Below are 24881 nucleotides of genomic sequence, written 5' to 3'. Positions count from 1 at the left end.
CTCCTGCGGGTGGAGGTGCGCACCGGTGTCCTCCGGCACGCCGGAAGGCGAATATCCGCTCCGCCGACACGAGTGTCAACGGGGGTGCGGCGCCAACGGGTGGCATCACTGATGCCCTCGCGGGGAACCGGCGGGATCGCGGTTGTTCCACCGATGCGCGCGGGGTCCTCCCCGGCGCAGACTGGGCGGCGCCCGGCCCCCAGAACGCCCCCGGAGAGGGAGAACCGCGTTGGAAGACAGCCCGCTACGCATCCACGACATCATGGCCTGCGACGTCTACTGGGACTTCGACGGGACGCCGCTGCCCAGGGAACAGCACAAGTTCCTGGTCTCCTTCCACCCCACCCCGGGGGTCCCCACACCCGAGCTGGTGCGCTCCATCACCGCCCGCGGCCCGGACGGGTACCGGGTGGAGTTCGCCGACCAGCCGTTCACACCGGCGAACACCAACGGCCACATCTACGACCGCACCCTCGACTACTACTGGTACATGGTCAACCTGCCGGAGGGGTTCCTGCCCGGCGGTGTGTACAGCATCGAGGTGGTGGGGACCGACGGCTCGGTCCAGGACCGTTCCCGGCACCAGGACATCGCGGCCTCCCGCCGCCTGGTCGAGCACTACACCGCACGACGGGAGGAGCTCCTGGCCTCCTTCGCCCCCTCCGGCCACCGGGAGCTGGAGACCGTGCCCGCGGACGGCGAGTTGGAGTGCTCCTGGACGACCCTGGACCAGCTGGGCGGCCCGGACGCGTACTACATCCACCGGCTGTCCACCGGCGGCTCCGCACGGGAGTTCGACACCCAGAACCTGACCTGGTGGGACAACATCTTCGCGCAGAGGACGCGGGGCCGGTCCGACGCGGGGCTGAACCGCTCCTCGGTGCGGGTGCGGGCCGACCTGGCGGCCGACACCCGCTACGCCTACTTCGTCGAGGTCACCGACGCCAACGTGCAGAGCGAGACCAACATCTGCGTCTTCCAGCCCCACCAGTACTTCCGCACTCCGGCAGCCACCGGTGCGGCCGCGAGCACCTGAGCCCTGACACCGGCGTCCCTCCCGGCGCTTCCCCGTCCCGTTCTCCGCACGAGGCGGAGAACGGGACGGGCAGGCGGGTCCGCCACCCGGGGCAGTGCGCCGGGACGGTCCCTGTTCCCTCCCGCTCAAGGAAATCAGTACGAAAAACAGCCGTCACCCCCTGGAACAGAAGGGCTGCTCCCGGTAGCCTGACCCTGACTGGGAGCGCTCCCAGCCAGTTCGGGGGATGCCCGTCGCCGCAAGGCACCGGGACACGGGGGTTCACAACGGAGGCAATCCACCGAAGGAAGGCTATGTCCCGCACACGCACAGCCATCGGAGCCGCCCTCGGCTCCGTCACGGCCCTGGCCGCCGGCACGGCGCTGCTCAGCCTGTCGCCGGCCTCCGCCCAGGAGTCCGAGTTCTATGTCAGCCCCGACACGTCAGCGGCCGTCTGGGTCCAGGAGAACCCGGACGACCCGCGCGCCGAGGTCATCGGCGACCGTATCGCCTCGGTCGCGCAGGCCACCTGGTTCACCCAGTACAACCCCGACGAGGTCCGCGGTGACGTGGACGCGGTGGTCAGCGCCGCCGAAGCCCAGGGGCAGGTCCCCATCCTGGTGGTCTACAACATCCCCGGGCGCGACTGCGGCAACCACAGCGGCGGCGGGGCACCCGACCACGACGCCTACCGCGCCTGGGTGGACGAGGTCGCCGCGGGTCTGGAGGACCGTCCCGCCACCATCGTCCTGGAACCCGACGCCCTCCCCCTGGTGAGCGGCTGCAGTGACCCCTCCGAGCTCCTGGAGTCGATGGCCCACGCGGGCAAGGCGCTGATCGCGGGCTCCTCCGCGGCCCGGGTCTACTTCGACATCGGGAACTCCGCCTGGCTGGCGCCCCAGGAGGCCGCCGACCTGCTCAACGGCGCCGACATCGCGAACAGCGCCCACGGGGTGGCCACCAACACCTCCAACTACAACTGGACCGGGGACGAGGTGGCCTTCGCGGAGGCCGTCATCTCCGCCACCGGGGTGGCCGGGCTCGGGGCCGTGGTCGACACCAGCCGCAACGGCAACGGACCCGCCCCCGACGACGAGTGGTGCGACCCGCCCGGGCGGATGATCGGCCGGCCCAGCACCACGGACACCGGCAACCCGCTGATCGACGCCTTCATCTGGACCAAACTCCCGGGCGAGGCCGACGGCTGCATCGCACCCGCCGGACAGTTCGTGCCGCAGGCCGCCTACGACATGGCGGTGGACGCGCCCCAGCCCCCGGACGAGCCCACCGATCCGGGCGAGGAGCCCACCGACCCCGGTGGGGACCCCACCGACCCGGGTGGGGACTGCACGGCCGAGTACCGGCTGGTCGGCGACTGGGAGAGCGGCTTCCAGGCGGAGGTGACGGTCACCGCCGGCTCCGACCTCACCGGATGGACCGTGACGTGGACCTACGCCGACGGCCAACGGGTCAGCCAGGGCTGGAACGCCGACATCAGCAGCAGCGGGGCACAGGTGAGCGCGACCGACCTGGGCTGGAACGGCTCCCTCGGCGCAGGTGAAAGCACCGGGTTCGGCCTCACCGGAACCCATGACGGCGACAACGGCGTGCCCGACGTGCGGTGCGCCGCCGCCTGACCGCGACGCGGACGGGGCGTTCGGCGGGTGCGGGGCGGAGAACGCCCGCGCCGCACCCGCCACCCGCCCTCCGCGAAGTCGTCACGGCAGTGCTGCGGCCCTGCCCGGAGACCGGTTCAGGCCCGGACCAGGGATCCCGGGGTGGGCGGTGCGGCGAGCAGTTCCCCGGGTGCGGTCAGGTACCAGGCCTCCAGGGTGAGCTCGCTGAGTTCGTCCAGGTCGATCCCGTCCAGGTGGACGACCACCCACCCGAACCCGCCCGCCGTGAACTGCACCTCGAACACCTCGGGCCGCTCCGCCACGAGCGCCGTCTGCTCCAACAGGGTCTGCTTCAGGCCCACGGTGGCGGTCCTCGGCCACAGGTACCCGAAGGGCCTGCCCCGCACCCGGAACGTCGTGTACCGCTCCGAGTCCTGCTGCTCGCACTCCGGCAGCGCATCCGCCAACCGCAGGAACCGCTCGATCTCAACACCCATGGGACGAAGGTAACCACACACCACCGACGGGGCGCCGCGCCGCCGACCGCCCCCGGGCGCGGGGACTCCGCTCGTCCATCCGCCGGCCACCCCGGGTTCGCCGGGCGGACAGGGGCGAATGCTCTCCTCGGAAGGTACCCACACCGGCGGAGCCGACCAGGAGGCAGATGTGAACACGGCGTCCCTGAGCGTGCTCCTGGCGGGGATCGTGGCCGCCGCCTCCCTGGTGTGGGCCCTGGTCGCCTTCAGGTACAGGCGCCCCGTCCTGGCGACACTGCTCGGCCTGTCCGTCCTCCTCGCCGGGGCCCTGGTCTCCTACCCCCTCGGCACCGAGGGCCGGGGCGAGACCATGGTCACGGGGCTCCTGGTGGTCGGCGCCCCCACCCTGCTCTGCCTGTGGACCGTGATGATCGTGGGTGGTCTGCGCGAGGGCACGGGAACCGGTGACGGGGCAGACGCCGGGACCGACGAGGACGGCGGCTGGGACTTCGACTGACCGGCCGACCCCTACCGCACCCCTCAGGCGCCGGGAGGGGCCAGCGCCGCGACCGCCCTGTGCTGGTCGCCCCACCGGGCGACCAGTAGCCGCTCCCCCTCGGGTTCCTCGTCCAGCACCCGCGGGAGCAGCAGCCGCGCCTCATCCGATGACCCGGTGCCGTCGCCGCGGGTCTCCCGGGAGACCAGGACCTGCTGCGGCCGGTACGCCAGGACGCGACCCTCCTCCCAGACCTCCAGTTCCGCCTGTTCCTGCTCACCGCGCAGGGCCCGCCGGAAGCAGGCGAGCGCCACCTCGTCCCCGGTCCCGTCGTAGACCCAGCGGGTGCCGAGGACGGAGTGCTCCATGGTTCCGACGAGGTGGTCCCCGTGCTCGGGCAGGGGCTCGGCCCGGTAGGTGAGCGGCAGGTGGAGGAGCCTGTCCCCGCGCCGGAGCAGGAACGCCTCCACTCCGACCTCCCCCTCCGGGTCGTCGAACCTGTACGTGCCGAGCACCTCGTCGGGCCCCCGGCCCGCCCACGGCTGGCCGTCCAGCCAGGTACTGATCAGAGTCGGTTTGCTCGGGGTGAGAGTGGCCCGGTAGATGATCGCCATGGCACCAGTATCCGGCACGGGGCCGGGGAACGGGGGATGAAGCACCTGACCGGCCACTCGGTGGGGACGCCGGTGGAGCGCGGACCGTACAGCGGGGGTGGCGTATCCGGCGCACGGGGCCGCCGCCCCTCTAGCGTGAAGGCATGAAACCGACCGAGAGAATCTACTCCGCTCTGCTCAGGCGCGACCGGGAGTCGGAAGAGGAGCTGCCCGAGCGGGTGCGCGGTGACGTCCCGGGCAACGGTCTACGCCTGGTCTGGGCCAACGCCCTGCAGTCCTCCGGGGACCAGGTGGTCAACGCCTCGACCGTTCTGCCGTGGCTCTTCCACGCCTTGGGGGTGCCCGCGGCGCTGGTCGGTGCGCTGGTTCCCATCCGCGAGTCCGGTTCGATGCTGCCGCAGGCGTTCCTGACTCCGCTGATCCTGCGGGCCCGGCACCGCAAGTGGGTGTTCGTCACCGGTTCCCTCGTCCAGGCCTCGTCGGTGGCGGTGATGGCCGCGACCGCGGCGTTGGGCCGGGGGCTCCCGGCCGGTGCGGTCATCCTGGTCGCCCTGGCGGCGTTCTCCCTGGGCCGGTGCCTGTGCTCGGTCTCCGCGAAGGACGTCCAGGGCCGCACCGTGCCCAGCGGAGAGCGCGGCCAGATCAACGGGTTGGCCACCGCCGCGGCGGGGCTGGTGGCCGTCACCCTGGGGCTGGGCATCCGTGTGTTCGGTGGTGAGGAACTGGACGCCGGGCCGCTCGTCTGGTTGCTGGCCGGCGGTGCGGCCCTGTGGGTGGGCGTGGCCTGGGTCTACGCCCGGGTTCGGGAACCGGCCGACGACGAGGTCTCGGTCGGGCAGAGCCGCGGCTCCGATGACGGTCCGCCCGTGCGGTGGCACGACTGGCTCGTCCGGACCTACCGGTTGCTGCGCGAGGACCGGTCCTTCCGGCATTTCGTCGCCGTGCGCGGTTTCCTGCTGGTGTCGGCGTTGAGTCCGCCGTTCGTGGTCACCCTGGCCACCCGGTCGGGGACCAGCGGCCTGTCCGGCCTGGGCGGGTACGTCATCGCCTCGGGGGTCGCCGCGTTGTTGGGCGGGCGCCTGGCCGGCCGGCTCGCCGACAGGTCGAGCCGGAAACTGATGACGTTCGGGGCCGCGATCGCCTCGGCGGTCGTCCTCGCCCTGGTGCTGGTCGTCTCCCTGCCCGGTTTCAGCGGCACGACGGCATGGGGGTCAGCGCTGTTCATCGGCTGCTACTTCCTGCTGGCACTGACGCACACCGGCATCCGGGTGGGACGTAAGACCTACGTCGTCGACATGGCGGAAGGGGACCGGCGCACCACCTACGTGGCGGTGTCGAATTCGGCGATGGGGCTCATCCTGCTCGTGGTCGGCGGCCTCAGCTCGCTGCTGGCGCTGCTCGGCGTGGTGTGGGCCCTGGTCTTCCTCGCCGCCCTGGGCCTGGTCGGCGTGGTGGCCGGCCACAGGCTGCCCGAGGTGTCCCGGGGGTAGCGGCCGACGCCCGGGGTTCTCGCCTGTCCCCGGCCGCGCCCCGGCTCGGGGGATGCGAACCGGGGCGCTCTCGGGTCCGGTGAACCGTCGTCACCTGATGTTGACGTCCACGCAGGCGTAGAAGGCGTTGCCCGTGTCGGCCACGTTCCACCGGGCCAGGACGGTCTGCCTGCCGCTGTAGCCGGAGAGGTCGACGTTGTGGCTGAAGCTGGACGGTGGCTGGGCACCGTGGTCGTTGAAGCTGTCGACGAGTCGGCCGTTGATGAAGTACTCCCACGTGGCGGTGGAGTGGTTGGCGGTGATGATCCAGTTGAAGGTGGCGTTGGTGCCGATGTCGGCGACCTGCCAGCCGTAGTTGTCATCGTCCAGCTCGGAGAAGCGCGCGTTGCCGCCCGAACAGCTCATCAGCCCCTTGGGGCCCTCGACACTCTGCGGCTCCCACTGGATCTGGCCGCACTGGACGACACCGGCGGCGCACTGGGCCTGCCGGCTGGCGGGGTTGGAGATGTAACCGTGCGCGCTCGCCGTTCCGGCAGGCATGAGGGAGAGGACCAGCGCGGTGGCGGCGGCCACCGCGGCGGCGGAGCGGAACCTGTACTTCTTCATGGGTTTTCGCCCTTCTTTGGGTCACGAACTCCCGGAGGAACACCGGGGTCGTAGCGGGGGGACCCGAGCCGTTCTCCGACCCAGGACGGTCTGTTTCGCGTCCATGGGGTTCGAACATTTCCCAATGTTCGCGAGGGGCGTCGTCTGCGGAAATCCAGAATTTTTCCGTGCTTTCCGCGACCTGTTGACAGGCAGGCTAGGCAGCATCCGATTAACCGGTCAAGACCTCTCCCCCACCTGGCACCACGTACCGGAAAAGCCACACCGAGGGGGCGCCGAAGCGCCCCCTCCACTGGTACTACCCGGAGGTTCGTCCGATCGATCCTCCGAACTGGAAAGACTCTTATCAAATCCTTCCGCGGTCTATCCGAAAAACCCTCCTCATTCTCACTTCCGACCCTCTCAGCCAACAGCACAATCTATCCTGGAAGATAGATTTCCTTCTCTTCCCCGAGCCAGCGGAGTTTCACGTCTGCGGCCGCAGAAACGGCACCAGCGGACAGTGGTCGCCGATCAGGCGGCACACCAGGACCAGGGCCGCCACCACCGCCGCCACGACCGCCGGAACCAGACCGTAGGGCGCGGGAAGCTCCTGGGCCAGCACCAGAACGCCCATGACCAGGACGAAGACCCCGAAACCCTTGCGCAGGGCGGCTTCGGGCAGGCGGGAGGTCAGAAGAGCACCGACGAGCGACCCCGCGACCGCGAGAGCGGTGACCGCGCCGACCAGCGCCCAGTCCAGGCTCACGGTCGTCAGGTACCCGGTGAGTCCGGCGAAGGACTTCATCGCGATCACCAGCAGAGAGGTGCCCACGGCGGCCGGCATGGCCAGTCCGCCGAGCAGCATCAGGGCCAGCACCACGAGGAAACCGCCGCCGGCCCCGACCAGTCCGGTGACCGCGCCGACCGCCAGACCGTCGAGGACGATGCGGCGCAGGGGGAGCACCCCGCCTTCCGCCCCCTCGGCGGGCACCTTCCTCCTACCGCGGATCATGGTCACTGAGGTGGCCACCATCATCAGCGCGAAGGCGATCATCAGCAGGGTGCCGGGGATCCGGCCGCCCGCCAGTCCGCCGAGGAAGGCCCCCGCCATGCCGGCCGCACCGAAGACCAGTCCGGTGCGCCACCGGACGTTTCCGGCGCGTGCGTGCGCGAAGACGCTGACCAGCGAGGTGGCGCCCACGACGAACAGGGACGCGGCTATGGCCTCCCTGGGGTCCATGCCGGCGACGTAGGTGAGCAGCGGGACCATCAGGATGGAACCGCCGCCCCCGAGCAGGCCGAGCGCGAGCCCCACCACCACGGCGAGACACAGGGCGAGGACGATCTGGAACTCCATGTTGACTCTTCTTCCGTGACCGGGGACCGCGAACGCGGTCGGCAGGGACTGTGGATCGCGGCGGGGCCTTCGGTCCCGCCCTCGGACCGGGGGGGGCGGAGCCCGTGCCCCGAACGCGACGGACGCGCACGGGCGGGCTCCACCCCCGTCCCGCCGTTCAACCGGTGGCGGCCCCGGCCGCGGTGCTCCGGCCCTGATCCCAGGCCGCCCAGTCCGGGTAACCGCGGTCGAGTTCGACGACGTCGTATCCCGCGCGGCGCAGGGCGGCGGCGGCCACGGAGTTGCGGACGCCGCTCTGGCAGTAGCTCACGATGGTGCCGCCGGTCGGGAGCTCGTCGAGGTGCCACAGCACCCGGCCCGCGCTGAGCTGGCGGGAGCCGGGGATGTGGCCCTGCGCGTGCTCGCCCCTGTTGCGCACGTCCAGGACGAGCGCGGCGCCGAAACCGTCGAGTTCCTCCGGGCTGACGAGCGGCGGCACCACCGTCGGCAGGCCCTCCAGCGCGGTGGTGTAGCCGACCACGCGGTCGATGCCGACCCGCAGCAGGTGGTCGCGTACCTGCTGCGCGGTCTCCCCGTCGGGGGTGAGCAGGACCAGGGGCCGGGTCTCGGTCTCGGGGTCGTGGGCCCAGGCGCCGAAGGTCGCGGCCTTGTCCGGCCCGGGGATGTTGAGCGCCCGGGCCACGGTGCCCCGGTGCACCTCGTCGTGCGACCGGGTGTCGACGAGGACGACCGAGTCCTCGTCCAGGGAACGGCCGATCTCCTCGGCGGGGAGTTCGGGCAGTTCGGCCAGCGGGCCCAGGACCCGTGGCCCCTCCTTGTTCTGGCGCTTCATCCGCGCGAAGTAGGCGTGGGCGTCGGGTTGCCCGTCGAGCAGTTCCGCGACGAAACCCGCCATGTCGTCCTCGCGCAGGTAGGGGGACCACCAGGCGTTGAGCCGCTCGTATCCGACCGTGGTGCCCGGGAGCGCGCCGAGCGCTTTGCCGCAGGCGCTGCCCGCGCCGTGCCCGGGCAGGACCTGGACGTGGTCGGGCAGGTTCAGGAAGACCTCGCGCAGGCTCGTGAACAGCTGGCGCGCTCCCTCGAACCGGGTGTCGACCCCGTCGGCGGCCTCGTCGAGCAGGTCGGGGCGGCCGATGTCTCCGGCGAAGACGAAGTCACCGGAGAGCATGTAGCCCGGGTCCTGGCTGAAGGCTCCGTCGGTCACCAGGAACGACAGGTGTTCGGGGGTGTGGCCCGGGGTGTGGCGGGCCCGGACGGTGAGATTGCCGATCGTGACGGTGTCACCGTCCATGAGCCGTTCGGCGTCGAAGCCGTACTGCCAGTCCTGGCCGCCCTCACCGGAGACGTAGACCGCGGCACCGGTCGCCGCGGCGAGTTCACGGGTGCCGGAGAGGTAGTCGGCGTGGATGTGGGTCTCGGTCACGGCCACGATCCGCATGCCGTTTCGGCGGGCCAGGTCGAGGTAGTCGCCGATGTCCCGGCGGGCGTCGACCACGATGGCCTCTCCCCTGGCCTGGCAGCCGATGAAGTAGCCCGCCTGGGCGAGGTCGTGGTCGTAGACGCGTTCCAGCAGCATGTCCTGCTCCCTGTGTGTCGTGTGTCTTGCTGATCAGATACTCCGGGGAGTATCCAGAGGTCGGGGTTCGGCCCTGGTCGGGAACGCCGCGTGCCACCTCCGGAGTCGGGGCGCACCCGGTCGTTCAGGCCCCTGCGGTCATCCGCGGACGCTGATCCGGGCCAGGGAGTCCTCGATGTCGACGTCGTTGCGCGGCTGGTTGTAGGGCAGGCGGGACAGGGCCATGCCCATGGCGCAGGTGTCGGTGACGGCTGCGAAGACCAGACCGGCGCCGACGAGACCGGCGACCGCGACCGCCGGGGGCCAGACCAGGGAGGCGAGCACGGAGGTCAGGACGAGCCCTCCGGCCACCAGCCGGACCTGGCGTTCCAGGGCCCACCGCTCCCGGCCGCGCTCGACGGGGGCGTGCTGGGCCTCCCAGGCGTTCATGCCGCCGTTCATCACGACCGTGTCGTGCAGGCCCGCGGCGGCCATCTTGCCCTGGCACTGCCCGGCCCGGCCGCCGGACTGGCAGACCAGGACGAGGCGACCCCCGGCGTCGGCGACGATGCGCTCCAGGTGGGCGTCCACGCGCCCCAGCGGCAGGTTGATCGCACCGGGGATGTGGGAGCTCTCGTACTCGGCGGGCGTGCGCACGTCGACGAGCAGGGTGTGGGGATCGGTTTCGAGCAGGTCACGCACGGCGTGCACGTCGATGCCGCGGTCACTCATGTGTCTCTCCTTCGTTGGGGTCAAATCCTTACTGATACCCCCGGGGGTATCAGTAAGGCGGACGGGGGCTTCGGGCTCGGGAGGATCGACCAGTCGGAGCCACCACCCCCTATACAGGGGGGAGTATCCAGAAGCCACAGGTGTATCCCCGCAGGGAACGGGGGGCAGCCGCGCAGGACCGGTGTGCGGGCGCCCGATCGCACGGCCGGGGCCCGCGAACACTCAGGCCAGGGCCAGGAACAGCTTCTCCAGCTCCTCCTCGGTGAGTTCGGGCTGCTCGCCCTGCTCACGCGCGGTGTTGCAGTGCCGCATGCCGCTCGCGACGATCTTGAACCCGGCCCGGTCCAGGGCACGGGAGACCGCGGCCAGCTGCTGGAGGACCGCAGCGCAGTCCTCCCCCTCCTCCATCATCGAGATGACGCCGGAGAGCTGCCCCTGGGCGCGCTTGAGTCGTGTGATGGCGTCGCCCACCATTTCAGGCTTCATCTGGTTCCCCTTTCGGCCCGCATACAGGCCACAACATACCCCCGGGTGTATCCATTCCGCCAATCGCCCGCGGCAACCGTCGCGTGCGTCACAGCACGGAGGATCCGGCTCGAACCGGCACGACCGCCGACCGCCCGGGAAGCGCCCCAACGGGTTCTCCGTTGGCCGAATCCGGCCAACGGGCCCATCATCCACCCCGTGAACAGTCCTTCGTGACGGGACGCCGTCCCGCACCTGGTATCAACGACGGGTGACGTTCCACGGACCAACCGTGTCCGTGCGCATCGAACGGAAGAGGGGAACCTGTTGGCCAGGGGCGACCGGGAACGCGCACGCATCGTGGACTTCTGGCGGGCGGTGGAGCTGTTCGAACCGCAGAAGGTGGAAAAGCCCGACCCGAGAAGCGACACCCCCGTGCACGGGGTCGAGCCGGGGCTCCCTCTCCCCTGGGAAGCCGAGCACCCCGTGCAGCGGCTCCCGCTCCCCCGCAACAGGGTCCGCCGCCATCGGGTCTACCTGGGCGTGTTCCAGTCGAAGGAGACCAACGAGATCCTGGCGCGGGCTTTCGGCGCGGACCCCCGACCGCGCGACGAACGCCCCCGAGGAGAGGCGGCGTTGGCCGCCTTCGAGGTCGACGAACACGGCCAGGCTCTGCTGGGCAGCCGGGCCCTGTCCACCTGTGGTTGGGCGATCGGCCGGACCATCTCCCCGGGGCCGCGTTCCCGTAGGTGGTTGGAGGGCTTCGAGGGAACCGAGGAACGATTCGGTGAACTGTACGACTGGTTGACCGCCAGCCCCGGTACCGCACCGACCAAGGCGGTCCTCTCCCTGGTGGACGGAGGTCTACTCAGTGCCCCACTGGTCGAACTCTGGGAGGCGGTCCGCACCTCCTTGAAGGCCTCGGCCGAGTTGACCGGCTCCCTGTCGCTGCCGGAGGCCGACCTGGAGGTGTCGGCCTCGGCCGAGGCCTCACTCGACGACACGGCGGGCAGGCCACCGGTGTCCGACCCCGGTGAGCACGGGCGCGTCCTGCGTTACCGGGAACTCGAAGCCCTGCTCCGGGTGGTCTCCACGCTCCTGGGCGTCCAACGGCACCTTCACCTCGGGATCCGGGTCAGGAGCCACAGCGTCCACGTCAAGGACCACGAGGCCGAACTGGAACACCAGCAGTTTCTGCTCGAGCAGATGCGGGGCGAGCACGACATTCAGGGTGACCCCTTCTCCGACTCCACCGACACCCCGATCCTGAACAGCTTCATCGCCCAGGACCTGGTCACCGTGTCCGAAGCCGTGCGCGGGCAGGAGTACGGCCGAGCCCTGCGCGCATACCTGTCCTCCGCCTCCGAGGTCGCGGCCCTGCGTAAGCAGGACGTGCGCGGGGAAGGGGCGGAGGCGATCCGTCGGGTCCATCCCGCCCTGTCTCCGGCCGGCCGTTGGCCCGCCAAAGACACCCACCCCCTGGTCCTCAGCCAGCAGATCGCGGTGAACACCATCACCGGGACGCTGGCCGAGAGCACGGGAATCTTCGCGGTCAACGGGCCTCCAGGAACGGGCAAGACCACCCTGCTGCGCGATCTGGTCGCCCAGGTGGTGGTGGATCGGGCCCTCGTCCTGTCGAAGTTCGACAAACCATGGGAGGCCTTCGCGGGTTGGACGGGTTGGGGCGCCGGGCACACCCGCGTTGCCTTTCCACGGCTACGCCCCGACCTGGCCGGATTCGAGATCGTCGTGGCCTCGGCCAACAACGGAGCGGTCGACAACGTCACCAAGGACATCCCCTCACGCGAAGCCGTCGACGACCGGTGGAAGCACGCCGACCACTTCGCCGCCACCGCCACGAACCTGCTCGACGACGGCCAGGAGGCATGGGGGACACTGGCCGCGCAGCTCGGCAACGCGGGCAACCGCCACAAGTTCGTCAACCGGTTCTGGTGGGGCAACCGGGCCGACCGGACCCAGAGCCCGCACGGTATGCGGGATCTGCTCAAAAAGCTCGACCTTGCCGACCGGGCCGATTCCCAAGCCGGTCAGAAGCAGTGGCGAGAAGCGATCGCGGACTTCCGTCGAGCTCTACGCGAACGGGACCGACTGGTTACCGAACGCGCCGAAGTCGCGCGGCTGTTGGAGGCACTCCCCTCCGTCGAAAAGCGGGTACGCGAGGCCGAAGACCACCACCGTGTATGCGAGGAGTCAGCGGCACGGGCCCGATCCGAGCACGCAACGGCCGAGAAGCTGCACTCCGAATCGGACCGGGCCCTGCGTGAGGTGGAATCCGAGCGATCCCGACACTGGGAGTTCAAACCGGGCTTCTGGGACGTTCTGCTCTCCCTGGGCCGTCGGCTCCGGGAATGGCAGCACACCGATGAGGAGATCCTCGCGCGGCTGCGGCCCGCCAAGAAGCACGAGCGAGAACGCGCCCGGTCCGTAGCGGAAACCGCACGAGCGCACGAAAGCGCCGAGCACAAACTGACCGAAGCCGAACTGCGCCGACGCAAGGTCACCGGGGAGTTGCGTGCGTTGGAATCGTCCGTGGAGCAGGCGGATCGACGATGGCCGGGACACGTGCCCACCGAGGAAGCGACCCGCGACGACACCGCACGTGAGTTGTCCGCTCCTTGGAGCGATCCGGAATTGACCCGCGCCCGCACCGAGGTGTTCCTGGCCGCACTCAAACTTCACGAGTCCTTCGTCCGTGCCGTTCCGGGGAAGATGGCCAAGGTTCTACGGGCCGCCACCGACGCGCTGTCCGGACGGGCCAAAGGCGCGAAGGACGAGGACGTACGCGAAGCGATGCGCGGCCTCTTCCTCGTGGTGCCCGTGGTGTCGTCGACGTTCGCTTCCTTCGCCCGTACTTTCAGGGCCTTCGATTCCGAGTCCCTGGGGTGGTTGTTGGTCGACGAAGCCGGCCAAGCCACACCTCAACAGGTCGTGGGGGCGCTGTGGCGGTCCCAGCGCGCCGTCGTGGTCGGCGACCCGCTCCAGTTGGAACCGGTGAGCACCCTGTCCCTGCCCGCCCAGGAACACCTGGCAGCGCACTTCAGGGTCGCGCAGCGCTGGTTGCCCGCGGCGACCTCGGTCCAGGCCCTGTCCGACGCGGTCACCCCCTTGGGCACCCTGCTCGAACGGGACGGAGGCGAACCCCTCTGGGTCGGGTCGCCGCTACGCGTGCACCGTCGATGCGACGACCCCATGTTCACCATCTCCAACTCGGTCGCCTACGGCGGCATGATGGTGTTCGGCACGCCGCCCCGGAAAGAGTTGTCGCTGCCACCGAGCCAATGGGTGAACGTACCCGCTTCCACGGCCGAGGGCCATTGGCGTCCAGCGGAGGGCGACAGGCTGGAGTGGCTGCTCGACGGACTACGCGAGCAGTACGGGCATCCCATGGACGATGTGTTCGTCCTCGCCCCCTTCAGGGCCGTGGCCGACCAGGTCCGCAAGATCTCCGGAGAACACGGAGTGCGGTTCGACAGGACCGGGACCATCCACACCTCCCAGGGCAAGGAGGCCTCCGTGGTGGTCTTCGTACTCGGCGGCGCCCCGGATCGGGACGGTGCCCTGAACTGGGCGAGTCAGACGCCGAACCTGCTGAACGTGGCCGCCAGCCGTGCCAAGCGCAGGCTCTACGTGATCGGGGATCACCAGGCCTGGTCCGGCCGCTTCCACTTCCAGGTGTTGGGAAACCACCTCCCCCTGCGCAAGCCCTCGGGGCGAGAGCCCGGGCGCTCATCCCGTTCCTAGGCGACCAGTTCCCGGTCGGGGCCGGACTCCGGGGCGGGTTGCAGGCCCGCCCCGGGTACGGTGCGAGTCAGGCTTCGGAGGTCTCGCGTACGAAGCAGACGGTCTCGGCCAGCAGATCCACCTCGGTGGCCCGCCATCCGGCGTCACGAATGGCCCGTGCCAGCGCGCTCCCCTGGTAGCCGTACCAGTGGGCGGGGTGGTTGTAGGCGGACTCGGGCAACGGGATCCCGGTAACCTCGACCACCTCCGCGAAGGCCATCAGCACCCGGTGCTGTGCCTGGTCGCGCAGCCAACGCCACAGGGGCCGGTACTTGCCCTGGTGGACGCTGTGCGAGAACCCGTTCTGAACGTCGTCCTCTTCGGTCTCCCCCGCTGCGATGTGTGCCGTAGTCACCACCGAGCGCGATGCCGACCCTGATCGGGGCCAGATCCGCACGATGTGGTCGACCAGGGTCTCGGTGCGCTGGTCGATATCGGTCTCGGTCCATTCCTTCTCATGCCCCACCGCCAGGTGGGCGTTGAGTTTGAGGGTGCTGTGCTCCAGCAGTAGCGCCCTCTTACCCTTCCCGGGCAGACCTCGCGCGGCGGCGGTCTCGTCCGTCCATGGGCGGTTGGACATCGCGGGGTTGAGCTTGCCGTTGACCAACGTCAGATTGCCCAGAACGTGGATGCGGTCCTCTCGGAGCTGTTCGGCCTCGGGATCGCCGACCACTCCCTCACCCCAATGCTCACCCCACCCCTGGGGCATCACGTGTTCCACGGTGAGCTGACGGGGGCACTGCTGCCCCTCCCCCATGGGCCCCCGCAATGAGTCCTCGAGGGCTTCCAGGAGCATCCGCAGCCTGGGACGGGTCAGGCTCTTGTAGAGGTGAGCCGTGCTGAGCAGCGTGCGCAGCTGTTCGTCGTCGATCCAGAAGCGGGAGTCCGCGCGTTGGTCCTCCAGGTGTCGGCGCACCGCTTCGCCGGCCTGCTCGGGACCTGACTCGTGGACCGCCCTGAGCAGTTCGACCACCAACCGGTTGATGTCCTTGACGGTCGCCCGGCACAGGGAGCGGCGCACGATCCAGCTCTCCAGGGCACGCAGCGCGACGTGCCTCTGCTCCTCGGGCATACGGGCTTCGTTCCAGCGCATCAGCCACAACTGCAAAGGCGCCACGACCGCGGTGTCCAGTGCCCTGACCACCCGGTAGTGGAAGGTGCCCTCGACGGTGTGCGACGGCATCTCCGCCATGCCCTGGTAGATGCGCGCGTCGGCGGCGATCTCCGCCATGAGGTCGGCGACCGCCGTTCCCTCCCGGAGCAGCAGGTCGCGGAACTCGAGGAAGATGCGGTCCTGGGCGATCTCCCGGCGGAGCCTCACGGTGAGCCAGGCCTGAAAGAACATGTCGATCCGGGGCCTCAGACGCCTGCCCTGGCTGACCTTCTGCCGCCAGTAGTCGTAGTCCATCGGTCCCCAGCACTCGTGGTACAGGCGATCGATGTCGACCCCCTGCCCCTCGGCGACCTGGAACAGCAGGTTCTTGATCAGGTCGGCTGCGAGGAGCGGGCTGCCCCGGTGGTTGAGGGTCTCGAAGATCACCTGGGCGTTGTCACCCGGCTCCAGGTCGATGACGACCAGGCGCAGGTGGTCCCGGACCGTGTGTACCAGGGCGCCCAGGCGTTTGGCCGGGGTATCGAGGGGGTTGTCCGCGGTGCCGTCCAGAGCCCACTCGGTGACCGCCCCGACGAAGAAGCTGTGCGCGTGTGCCAGGGAGGAGGCCGTGTAACCGTGGTCGGCCTCCTCTCCCATCACCGCCTGGAACCCGGCCTGGTCGCGGTCGGTCGGCCAGACCTTGAACACCTCGGAGGAGTCGCGGGCGATCTGGGACTCGTTGCGCACCAGGATCTTCAGTGCCTGCTCGTCCATGGGCTCCCCGTGCCGCTGGACGACCCGGCGTACCGCGTCCAGGAGCAGCTGCAGGGTGGTGAGGCGCTGTTGACCGTCGATGACCCTGCGCACGGCGATGTACCCGGAAGGGGTGCTCTGCTGGTCCAGGACCACAGCCCCGAGGAAGTGCGGTGAGGGCGGAAGGCCTCCGTTGCCGGGGTCCATGAGACGCTCGGCGACCACGCGCACGTCCTCCCAGAGGGGCTCCCACTGTTCGTCCCGGGTCCAGACATAAGGGCGCTGGAAGAGGGGGACCACGTACCTGGTGTGGTGGCTGAAGATCTCTGTCGGGCTGTGCGTGTTTGCCTGCACCGGGCCTCCTGGCGTTCGGGGGGAAGGGGGAGCACTGCGGCAGCGGGGTGTTGAACTCCCCACATGTTCTCAGCCGTGTCCGACAGACGAACCGGTTCCGCCACCGCCCTCCGGCCGGGGAGGTTTCGGAGGCGCTCGGTGCGTCACACCCGGAGGATGCGCGGCGGCCCTCCCCTTCTGGGCGCCTGACACACGGGTGTGGACGAGTGCGCCGCCTCAGTGGGCCGACACTGCCGTTCGGAGCTCAGACGCGCTTCCAGCCACCGCGACCGCTGGTCTCGAACCCACGTCCGAACCGCCGATCGTCGCAACCCGACGGCCGACGCCGAAGTTGTCGGCGATGATCGAACCCGGAGTTCCACCGGTACCGGACAGCCGCGAACTGACCTACTGCGTCGATGCCGGGTCCAGGCTGACCATTCGGAGCGCCGAGGACTTCAGTGAGGCCGTTCCGGGTCGCGCACGACCCGGAACAGGGAGAGCCCGGAACGAATCGGCAGGGCCTGGAACTGGCCGAAGACCATGCCGCGCGTCGGCCCCACCTCACACCAGGGGCAGGCAGACCCTAGGACTCGGCCGAGCGGTCGGGCAGCACACCGGTGATCCGCGACAGTTTGCCCTGCCGGTTACTGACGTAGATCCGTTCGTTGTCGCCGTCCAGCCCGAGACCGCAGACCGGGCCGAGACCGTCAGCCACGACACGACGAAGACCCTTGGCGTCACCCTCGGCCACGACGACCTCATGCAGCCTGCCGGTCGAGTCGGAGACATAGGCGACGGCTCCGTCGTGCAGCGCCACGCGGACGCTTCGTCCGAGGTTGGTGGCCACTTCGCGCGGAGCACCTCCCTGCGCACCCAGGTCGATCTCGTACAGCCCGCCGCGGTCGTACTGGCCCACGTACGCCCTTCCCCCGTTCAACGCCACCCCGGCGGCATTCGGCACGTCCCAGGTGCGCTGCCGTTCTGCGGTTCCGCTGCTCAGGTCGAACTCGACCAGCTCGCCCCGTGCGTAGTCGGAGGCGAAGAGCCTGCCACCCGGCAGCTCCAGCGCGAGACCGTACACGCGGATGCCCTCGGCGACCGTGACCGGAGGGGCGGTGTGGTCGGACAGGTCCACCGTGAACACGCGCTGGCCGCCGTAGTCGGCCACGTAAGCCTTGTTCCCTGCCAGGTCCAGCGCCACGTCGTTGACTTCACCGAGTTTCTCCAGGACCCAGTCGGTTCCGCCGCTGGCAAGGTCCACCTTGTAGAGCTTTCCACCGTTGTACCGGTCGGTGACGTAGGCCTTCTGCGCCACCGGGTCCAACGCCAGGCCGTCCGCCGTCCCCAGGCCGGTGCGCACCTCGACGGGGGCCTCCTTCGGGCTCCTGCGCTCTTCACCACCGTCTTCGTGCAGAGGGTGGTCCTTCAGCTCGAAGTGGAGTTTCTCGAGTTCGAAGACCTCGTGCACGCCGGCGAGCGTGGAGACCAGCTCGGCTTCGCCCTTCTGCATGAACGGCCTGCCCTCGTCGTTCAGGTCGAAGGTCTTCCCCCCAGCGCCGGACTCGCCGAGTTCCCACGGGATCACCTGCGAGTACTCCGGTTCCTGCGGCGGTGGTCCGTCCGGTCGGGTCCTCTTCACCTCTACCGGCTCGGGGTAGTACAGAGCGACTCCCCCGCCGAAGGAGACCGGGTATTCGTAGTCGAACCTCCTCACCTGGCGCCGCTGCGTGGCCAGGACGTCGACCCGGCTGCCGACCTCCCCGCTCAGCGTGGACGAGGTCTTGAACGAGGTGGTCAGCGAACCGCTGACAGAGCCGGTGATCCCCAGCATCAGCTGCGCCGACAGCTCCCCGGTCCCCGTCGCGCTGCTCGTGGCCGTGGTCGTGCTGGTCGACTGCGACTGGGACTCCATGTCGACACCCTGGTTGTCCTTGCTGTTCTTCAGGGTGGTCTTCTGGGAGTTGTTCAGCGCCATGCTCTTCTGTAGTTGCTGCTGCAGCGACGTGATGGCCTTGGCCCCGAAGGTGAGCTGCACCTGTCCCTGGAGCGACCAGCTGATGGTGTTCGCGACCGAGAACTCCACGGTGTGCGACCAGGTGGTGGGTTTGGGGTCCGTCCGGTTGACGTACGTCTGCTTGGAGACCACGTCGGGCGGCGGCTGCACGATGTCGTTTCGTTCTTCGACGAGCGGCACGCCCACCGTCATGTAGGCCCGCCACCCGAGCTGGTGCGCCGTGTCCTCTCCGTCGGGGTAATCTTCGAACCGCCCCCTGTTCAGAGAGAACCCGGTGGGATACACGAATCGGTCCGACCCGTCGGGCGCCTTCATCTCAGCCTTCGCTTTCAGCCTTTCCCTGTTCCGCTCCAGGATCCCCGGCGCCTTTTCGGAGATTTCAAGCTCCTTCAGGTTCCTCCCGGTCAGCGGGTGCCGCATGAACCGTTCGCCGAGATAAGCAGTGCTCACGTTGTTCTTGATGGCCTCGCCCATGAACATCGACCTCCTTGCAGAGCAGCAATCAATAATCTTCCGGTTCTTTGGAACACTTCCGTTCCGGCGCGACCGGAAGCGGCATCGCCAGTGCAGCGGTCGGGCCCGTTTTCTCAGGCCTGGATCCAGATCGGAAAACCGGCTCCTGTGAACAGTTTTCCGTACCGAGGAGCAGGCTGTTGAACTTCTCTCACCCCTCGGTGAACCCTTTTTCAGTCCTCCTGACGTTCTCGGTTGACTTCTGGTTGTCCTTCTTCAGGTTCGCCCGCTCCTCATCGCTGATCTCGGGGCGGTCCTCGTCGCTGATCTCCACCTCCACCTCCTTGAATGCCTCGTCCTTGGCCGAGGACGCCATCGCGGTGGTCGATGCCGGGTCTTCGCTGGCCTGCCGTTGCTCGGCGGCGGCGGTCCGGGTGTTCCTGAACATGGGGGAGATGAAGCCGTTCATGACGTTGAGCGCTTCAGGCGACGTCTCACGTACGATCTTGGGGTCGCGCTCGACCTCGGGAATCCCATCGACGAGCTCCGGGTCGATCCCTTCCCGCTCGGGCCGCGCCCCCGGGATCCTGTCGTACACGGCGCGGGCCGACTCCTCCGCGGATCCGGCCTCGTTCTCACCGTTGTCGAAGATGTTCTTGAAAGACATGGATTCTCCTCATGGTCTTCTCGAGAGGCGGCCGCCCATGACAGCCCTGATTCCGCCCGACAGCACATCCACCCCGACTCGAATGCTTTCGACAGGGTCCGGATCTTTTGCCACCCTTGACCTTCTCTGCACCCGCCCCCGGGGGCCGTTGACCTCCTGCGAAAGGTGCCCAATATCGGCGACTCAAAGAGTTCACCCAGTTCCCCGAAGCCGTTGCGACTCAGGCCCAGGGGAAAGCGGGGTTGGCTCTACATGGGCCTGGATCGAACGAACCACGGAAACCGTCGAAACCGTTTACCCCTGCCACCGGAGACACCACTGGCCCAACACCCGGGGTCCGGAATTCCAGGACGACATCAGAGGCTTTCATGATTCCCCAGGAGAATTGAGCGGCGGATCACCCTTCCACCATGCCTACAGGGGCGCGGCAAATCAATAGGATCAGCGAATTTATCGCACCGACATAACAGACAATGCGGTAAAATCATAGTGATCTATGCATCTCCGGGATTCCGGATGTGCATCAAATTATTTTCCGAGCGCCACCGAATGCCGCCGAGCCCGCACGGCGGCGAGGGACAGCGCCGGGACAGACGTCCCGCGCTGCTCCGCCGAGGGCGCCGCTGTGGCGGTAGAAAGGCCGACAGCGCCCGCAGGCACGCACCGCCTCGGGCTCACCCACCGACGTCGAGCCGCAGGCTCAACGTCCGCCCGTCGGGTACCGAGAAAACGCTGTACGGGAGAGTTCGCCGCCCAGGGGCCGGGCCGCGAGTCGCACGAGCGTCGCAGGACCTGCTCCAGCTCACCAGGGTGAGTCACCGGCTCCACGTCCACATGCGCCCCGAACTCCTCTCACACATCCGGGCGCAACAGCCACGAGGCGGACACGACGTCCACGGCCCCACCCGTCATCTTCGTCGACCACGCCGCCTGCACGCCCAGGCGCGCCCGGTCCAGGGGAGTCCGTCCAGCAGGGCGCGCACGTCGTCGGCGTGACCACCGGGGCCGCAGCGAGCGTCCACCGGTTCGCGTGAGCTGCGCCCGAAGCCGCACAGGTCCATGGTCAAGGGCACCGTCAACGAACACCACTCCGTCGCTGAGGGTGCGTTGGGAAGCCACCTCCAGGGGAGTTCATCAATCCCAGGGGCAATCGACCCCCTGGAGCCTCATGGAGACATGGTCCACGCGGTCGAAACCCTTCGGGGAAGACCGCACGCGCGGAAGCCCACCCGTCAGCTGGTTACGTCCGTCAGGCGATCGAAGGCCTCCAGAACCAATGCCTTGGTTCGGTAGGTTCCGAATCGGGCGATCTCATTGTTCTTCAGCCCGCCCTTCTCCGTCTGGAAGGTCTCCAGAACATAGTTCGTGTCCTGCCGGTCGAGCCCGTAGAGGCGGAAGCAGAAGGCGTCCAGTTCCGCTCTCAGCGCCGCCCTGCGCTCCTCACCCCAGGGGAAGGGCGGGCCGGTGTAACCGAGGTCGCGGGCGAGCGGGGCCATGTCGTTGGTGGTGTAGACGAGTTCGAGCACGCGGGGCACCAGGAAGCCGAGGTGGGGTTCCAGCTGCTCGGGTCTGGGCACGGGAAGCTGCTTCCAGGTCATGAGGGACATGTGCGCGCCGTTGATCTTCTGGCGGGCGACGAAGTCGAAGACGAGTGAGCTCTGCACCGCGCATAGGGCCGCTACCAGGCTCGGGCTCTTTCGGACGAACATGAGGGGGAAGGTGTGGCCGACCGCCGCACGTGGCAATAGGGCGGGGATCGCGGTTCGCTCGTTGGTCATGTTCGTCACGTCACGCCAGCCGTAGAGCCATCCCCGGTCCCAACCAGCCCCGGACAGCCGGGTGGTGAGGCCTTCCCTGGCGCCGTCGTCCTCGGGAACCCAGTAGCGGGGTAACGGCGCGTACTCGGGATCCCTTTTCTCGGACTGCTCCGGTTGTCGCGTGGCGCCGGCCTTCGTGAAGCCGCTCCATCGATGGTCGAAGTGGTGGGCCATCTTCGCCTCGTAGAGCGGCCACATTCGTCGTCCCGCGCGCTCGAAGACGTTCCCCCGCAGCTGCCACCCCTCATCCTCCAGGTCCGTCCTGGTTCGGAAGAGTTCGGAGTCATCGGTCATGTGGAACAACGTCGCCTTGAACCTGACCGCCCAGGGGTTGCCGTCCCGGCGTCCTTCCTCCCACAGCACCGGAACACGACGGTAGATCGAGAGGGTGAGGTCGGCGTCGCGCCTGGAGCGGAACAGCGGGAGTGAGCCCGTGTTGGGGCTGAGCAGGGCGATTTCGTCCGCGGTGAGCTCGAAGGCCCGGCGGCCGTCGTCGAGATGGGCCGGTTCGTGGAGGAAGAAGGCGTAGTCGGCCACGGGCACGGGAGCCTCGGCACCGTGCAGGGTCAGCAGGGAGAAGCGGTAGCTGGAGTGCACGCCGGGAAACAGCTGTTTCAGGTTCTCGAAGTCGTACAGCGAGGCGATCGACCGGTTCCGGGTCAGGGTCGAGAAGAGTTCCTGGGCCCCGGCTCCGGTGGCGATGGACGTGGGCACGATCGCGCCGATCCGGCCCTGCGGCTTGATCAGGCCGGTGAACAGCTCCACGAAGAGGTGGTCCACCTGGAGGGTGTTCACCCCCTTGACACTCAGTCCCTCGGCGCACGCGGGGAACCCCTCCGAACGCCCGGCGAAGTGCAGGGTGGACTTCACCTGACGCCGTGCCGACCGGTAGCGCTCCGCTTCTTCGGGGAAGTCACGCTGCCACTGGGCGATCGCCTCCCTGCGGGCCAACCCGGCGATGCCCGCGAGCGAGGGTTGGACCACGCTGAAGTACTTCTTGTCCTCGAAGTCGAGCTTGTCCCAGGGCGGGTTCGAAAGCACGCAGTCGAACCCGCCCTGCCAGCCCGGAGCGCCGCTGCCACCACCCCCTTGGTCGTCGCAGACCCGGAAGATGTCGGGGAACTCCAGGTGCCAGTGGAAGAAGCGGTACCGGTCCCGGAGCCGCCTGACCTCGGTGTGGGTGGCCTCGGTCGCGGCGGCGTCCTCTGGGTCGAAGAGCCGGTGGAAGGTCTCGTCGGTCACCGGTTGCGGTGCGTCCTCGGTCTTCTCCCACAGGAAGGTGGCGCACCAGGCGTCGGCGATGTGCACGTCCCTGCGGTAGTCGGCCGATCGGCGCCAGACCCGGTAGACCTGTTCCTGTTCGCGTACGTCCCGCAGGCTGCCCGCCTCGATGGCGAAGAGGGCGTTGAGCCCTTCCGCGTAGGTGGTGTTGTCCACCTTGACCGCGTCAGGTTCGGCGTCGAAAAGCACGGCCTGACCGGCGCGCTCGAGGGTGTTGACCCTGCCCAGCGCGGCCGCGGCCTTGCGGTCGTCTCCCTCCACCGGGGTGAAGGCGGCGTCGGGGATTCCCCCGCGTAGCTGCGTTGGGGTCGCACCGATGAGGGCGTTTCCACACTTGAGGTGGGGGTCGAGCAGGTCGAGTGGTCGGCCCGGGGTCATGCCTTCGAGCCACAGCGACATCTTCGCCACGTCCAAGGCCATGGGATTGATGTCGACCCCGTACAGGCAACGGGCGACCACCGCGTGCAGCGCGCGGCGGTACGCCTCCTCCCCCGGTTCGGGGGTGCCCTCCCGGACAGCCGCGACCCGCTTGGCGATGCGTTGGCCCGCGGCCACCAGGAAGTGCCCGGAGCCGCACGCCGGGTCACATACCGTGACGGAGAGGAGCGTCTCCGCGATGGTGTCCGCCTCGTCGAGTTCGGGGTACTTGGCGGCCTGGTCCGCTCCTCGTTTGACCGCCTCGTCGAGAACGGGTTCGAGGGTGGTGTCCAGCAGGCGGGAGATGAGGGAGGAAGGGGTGTAGTACGACCCCGTCATCTTGCGCGCGTTGCCCGCCCGGTGGACGAGGTGGAAGGAGTGGTCGTCGGGCCGGTACTCGGGCAGGCTCTCCAGGAGCGACTCGTAGACCGCGCCCAGCTCGCGGGAGGAGAGCGCGCGGAAGGAGACCGGCCGCCAGCGCCGGGTTCCGGGGTCGCGCACCCGTGACAGTCTGCGCACCCCGCGCAGCAGGGCCTGGTTGCTCAAGGAGGCCCCGTCCAGGCAGCGGTCCTCTTCCGTACGGGTGAAGAGCCCACCGAGGCCCACCAGGCCGAGTTCGGGGCGGCCGTCCTCGAGCCCGAGGGAGTCCAGGACGATGCGCAGCGTCGTGTGCAGGTCCCGGTGGTGGCCGCCACCGCCGCCCCGGTCAGCCACCCGGCGCAGTCGGGCGAAGGAGAAGTAGTCGGCGTAGCGTCCGCGGGTGAGCGGATCGGTATGCGGCGGGTGGAGTAGGTCGCGTTCCTCCACAACGGCGAGGAAGAGGGTTCTGAAGACCAGGCGCAGCAGGGCCCCGTGGAGTTCGCCGACCCTCGCCGATCGTCGCAGGTGGTGGTTGTCCGGGTGGCTCAGGAAGCCGGTGCCGAGGATGGCCAGGGCTTCCTCGACGTTGTGCCGTAGCGCGTCCAGGGCCTGGACGCCCGAGCGCAGCGCCTCGTCCCGCCAGCGCTCCATCAGGCAGGTGGACGGTGCTTCTCCTTCGAGGACCTCGAACCTGGAGGCGTGGAAGAGCCGCCACAGGGCGATGAACTCGTGGACCAGCTCCCCGTCGAACACCGCTTCCACATCGATGGACAGATAGGCGGACCCGGCCAGGGAGGTGGAGTCGCGTAGTATCCGCAGTTCGCGTCCGTTGGTCACCAGCCCCCAGAGGTGCGCGCTGGTCCGGTTCAGCGCTTCCTGCATCTGCGACTGCGGGGAAGCGGATCCGTCACGGCCGCGCGCATCGAGTTCGGTGTCCCACGGCACCACCGTGATCAGGAGCCGCTGGTACCGGTGGGTCACCGGAAAGACTCTGCCGGGGTCGTCGTCGGCCGGGATCCCGGAGATCCGCAGACCGGCCAGTCGCCCGAAACCCAGCGCGACGAACAGTGGTTCGACCCAGCCCCGCAACGCGGAACCGGTGGGGTCCCCCGGCAGCCGCCCGTCCCCGTCTCGACCGGGCAGGGTCCGGCGCAGCACCCACCAGGCACCGCGCAGTTCGTGCCACAGGCGCTCGGCCTCGTCCTCGACCGACCGCGTACCGATGATTCCGTAGTCGGCCGGCCGTCCGCCTTCGATGTCGCGACCGTCGAAGATCCGTAAGAGCATGTCCGCGGGCAGGATCCCACCGGCGCTACGGACCGCGGACAGGGACGGGGGCAGTGCTGGGGGAGGCATCGACACGTCCTTTTGCAGGGGGCGCGATCGCAGGTGCATTTGCACCCGCATCCACAGGAACACCCGCACGTACGCAAAAGGAAGAACCGAAGGTCGCGTTTAGCGGCTTTGGGAAAAACCCTCTTTCGC

General features: G+C 68.9%; 16 protein-coding genes. 5 read left to right on the top strand and 11 right to left on the bottom strand.

The features are described from left to right. Nucleotides 1-229: 229 nt before the first annotated feature. Together AC0VYD_RS11495 and AC0VYD_RS11490 are read left to right on the top strand one after the other, a co-directional pair. A complete protein-coding gene (locus AC0VYD_RS11495; protein WP_475479856.1) occupies nucleotides 230-1036 on the top strand; it encodes a hypothetical protein in 807 nt (268 codons plus the stop codon). Nucleotides 1037-1329: 293 nt separating this feature from the next. Next, nucleotides 1330-2652, top strand: coding sequence for a glycoside hydrolase family 6 protein (locus AC0VYD_RS11490; RefSeq protein WP_475479855.1), 1323 nt, complete (start codon nucleotides 1330-1332; stop codon nucleotides 2650-2652). Nucleotides 2653-2768: 116 nt separating this feature from the next. On the opposite strand, the gene AC0VYD_RS11485 is transcribed toward AC0VYD_RS11490, so the two are convergent. After that, entirely contained in the window at nucleotides 2769-3128 is a 360-nt protein-coding gene (locus tag AC0VYD_RS11485) for an MmcQ/YjbR family DNA-binding protein (protein ID WP_475479854.1), read from the bottom strand. A gap of 169 nt (nucleotides 3129-3297) precedes the next feature. Between AC0VYD_RS11485 and AC0VYD_RS11480 the strand changes: the two genes are divergently transcribed. After that, nucleotides 3298-3624, top strand: coding sequence for a hypothetical protein (locus AC0VYD_RS11480; RefSeq protein ID WP_475479853.1), 327 nt, complete (start codon nucleotides 3298-3300; stop codon nucleotides 3622-3624). A gap of 23 nt (nucleotides 3625-3647) precedes the next feature. Here the strand turns inward: AC0VYD_RS11480 and AC0VYD_RS11475 are convergent, their stop codons facing one another. Next, entirely contained in the window at nucleotides 3648-4217 is a 570-nt protein-coding gene (locus tag AC0VYD_RS11475; RefSeq protein WP_475479852.1) for a maltokinase N-terminal cap-like domain-containing protein, read from the bottom strand. A gap of 143 nt (nucleotides 4218-4360) precedes the next feature. Between AC0VYD_RS11475 and AC0VYD_RS11470 the strand changes: the two genes are divergently transcribed. Continuing rightward, on the top strand, nucleotides 4361-5707 hold the full coding sequence (locus AC0VYD_RS11470; RefSeq protein ID WP_475479851.1) for an MFS transporter: 1347 nt from the start codon (nucleotides 4361-4363) through the stop codon (nucleotides 5705-5707). A 90-nt stretch (nucleotides 5708-5797) separates the two neighbouring features. Here AC0VYD_RS11470 and AC0VYD_RS11465 read toward each other — a convergent pair whose 3' ends face one another. The 5 genes from AC0VYD_RS11465 to AC0VYD_RS11445 all read right to left on the bottom strand — a co-directional run bounded on the left by AC0VYD_RS11465 (nucleotide 5798) and on the right by AC0VYD_RS11445 (nucleotide 10413). Continuing rightward, complete coding sequence (locus tag AC0VYD_RS11465; RefSeq protein WP_475479850.1) at nucleotides 5798-6313, bottom strand: lytic polysaccharide monooxygenase auxiliary activity family 9 protein; 516 nt, start codon at nucleotides 6311-6313, stop codon at nucleotides 5798-5800. Between the two features lie 466 nt (nucleotides 6314-6779). Continuing rightward, nucleotides 6780-7652 (bottom strand): sulfite exporter TauE/SafE family protein, encoded by an 873-nt coding sequence (locus AC0VYD_RS11460; RefSeq protein WP_475479849.1) that lies wholly within the window; start codon nucleotides 7650-7652, stop codon nucleotides 6780-6782. Between the two features lie 157 nt (nucleotides 7653-7809). Next, the gene (locus tag AC0VYD_RS11455; RefSeq protein ID WP_475479848.1) at nucleotides 7810-9228 is read right to left on the bottom strand and encodes an MBL fold metallo-hydrolase; all 1419 of its coding nucleotides are present in this window, start codon (nucleotides 9226-9228) and stop codon (nucleotides 7810-7812) included. A gap of 138 nt (nucleotides 9229-9366) precedes the next feature. Further along, nucleotides 9367-9939, bottom strand: coding sequence for a rhodanese-like domain-containing protein (locus tag AC0VYD_RS11450; RefSeq protein ID WP_475479847.1), 573 nt, complete (start codon nucleotides 9937-9939; stop codon nucleotides 9367-9369). A gap of 222 nt (nucleotides 9940-10161) precedes the next feature. Further along, the gene (locus AC0VYD_RS11445) at nucleotides 10162-10413 is read right to left on the bottom strand and encodes a metal-sensitive transcriptional regulator (protein ID WP_475480245.1); all 252 of its coding nucleotides are present in this window, start codon (nucleotides 10411-10413) and stop codon (nucleotides 10162-10164) included. A 318-nt stretch (nucleotides 10414-10731) separates the two neighbouring features. On the opposite strand from AC0VYD_RS11445, the gene AC0VYD_RS11440 reads away from it, so the two are divergent. Then, on the top strand, nucleotides 10732-14166 hold the full coding sequence (locus AC0VYD_RS11440; RefSeq protein WP_475479846.1) for a DEAD/DEAH box helicase: 3435 nt from the start codon (nucleotides 10732-10734) through the stop codon (nucleotides 14164-14166). A 67-nt stretch (nucleotides 14167-14233) separates the two neighbouring features. Here AC0VYD_RS11440 and AC0VYD_RS11435 read toward each other — a convergent pair whose 3' ends face one another. The 4 genes from AC0VYD_RS11435 to AC0VYD_RS11420 form a co-directional block, all read right to left on the bottom strand. Then, nucleotides 14234-16405: a DUF262 domain-containing protein gene (locus AC0VYD_RS11435; RefSeq protein ID WP_475479845.1), complete on the bottom strand. Its 2172-nt coding sequence runs from the start codon at nucleotides 16403-16405 to the stop codon at nucleotides 14234-14236. Nucleotides 16406-16970: 565 nt separating this feature from the next. Then, a complete protein-coding gene (locus AC0VYD_RS11430; RefSeq protein WP_475479844.1) occupies nucleotides 16971-18875 on the bottom strand; it encodes a YncE family protein in 1905 nt (634 codons plus the stop codon). A gap of 190 nt (nucleotides 18876-19065) precedes the next feature. Next, the gene (locus tag AC0VYD_RS11425) at nucleotides 19066-19521 is read right to left on the bottom strand and encodes a hypothetical protein (RefSeq protein ID WP_475479843.1); all 456 of its coding nucleotides are present in this window, start codon (nucleotides 19519-19521) and stop codon (nucleotides 19066-19068) included. A 1232-nt stretch (nucleotides 19522-20753) separates the two neighbouring features. Beyond that, nucleotides 20754-24683, bottom strand: coding sequence for an Eco57I restriction-modification methylase domain-containing protein (locus AC0VYD_RS11420; RefSeq protein WP_475479842.1), 3930 nt, complete (start codon nucleotides 24681-24683; stop codon nucleotides 20754-20756). Nucleotides 24684-24881 lie beyond the last annotated feature (198 nt).

The sequence above is a fragment of the Nocardiopsis sp. iso_40 genome, assembly GCF_056173285.1.
Note: the sequence above shows the minus strand (reverse complement) of the source record. Positions and strands in the feature narration are given on the sequence as shown.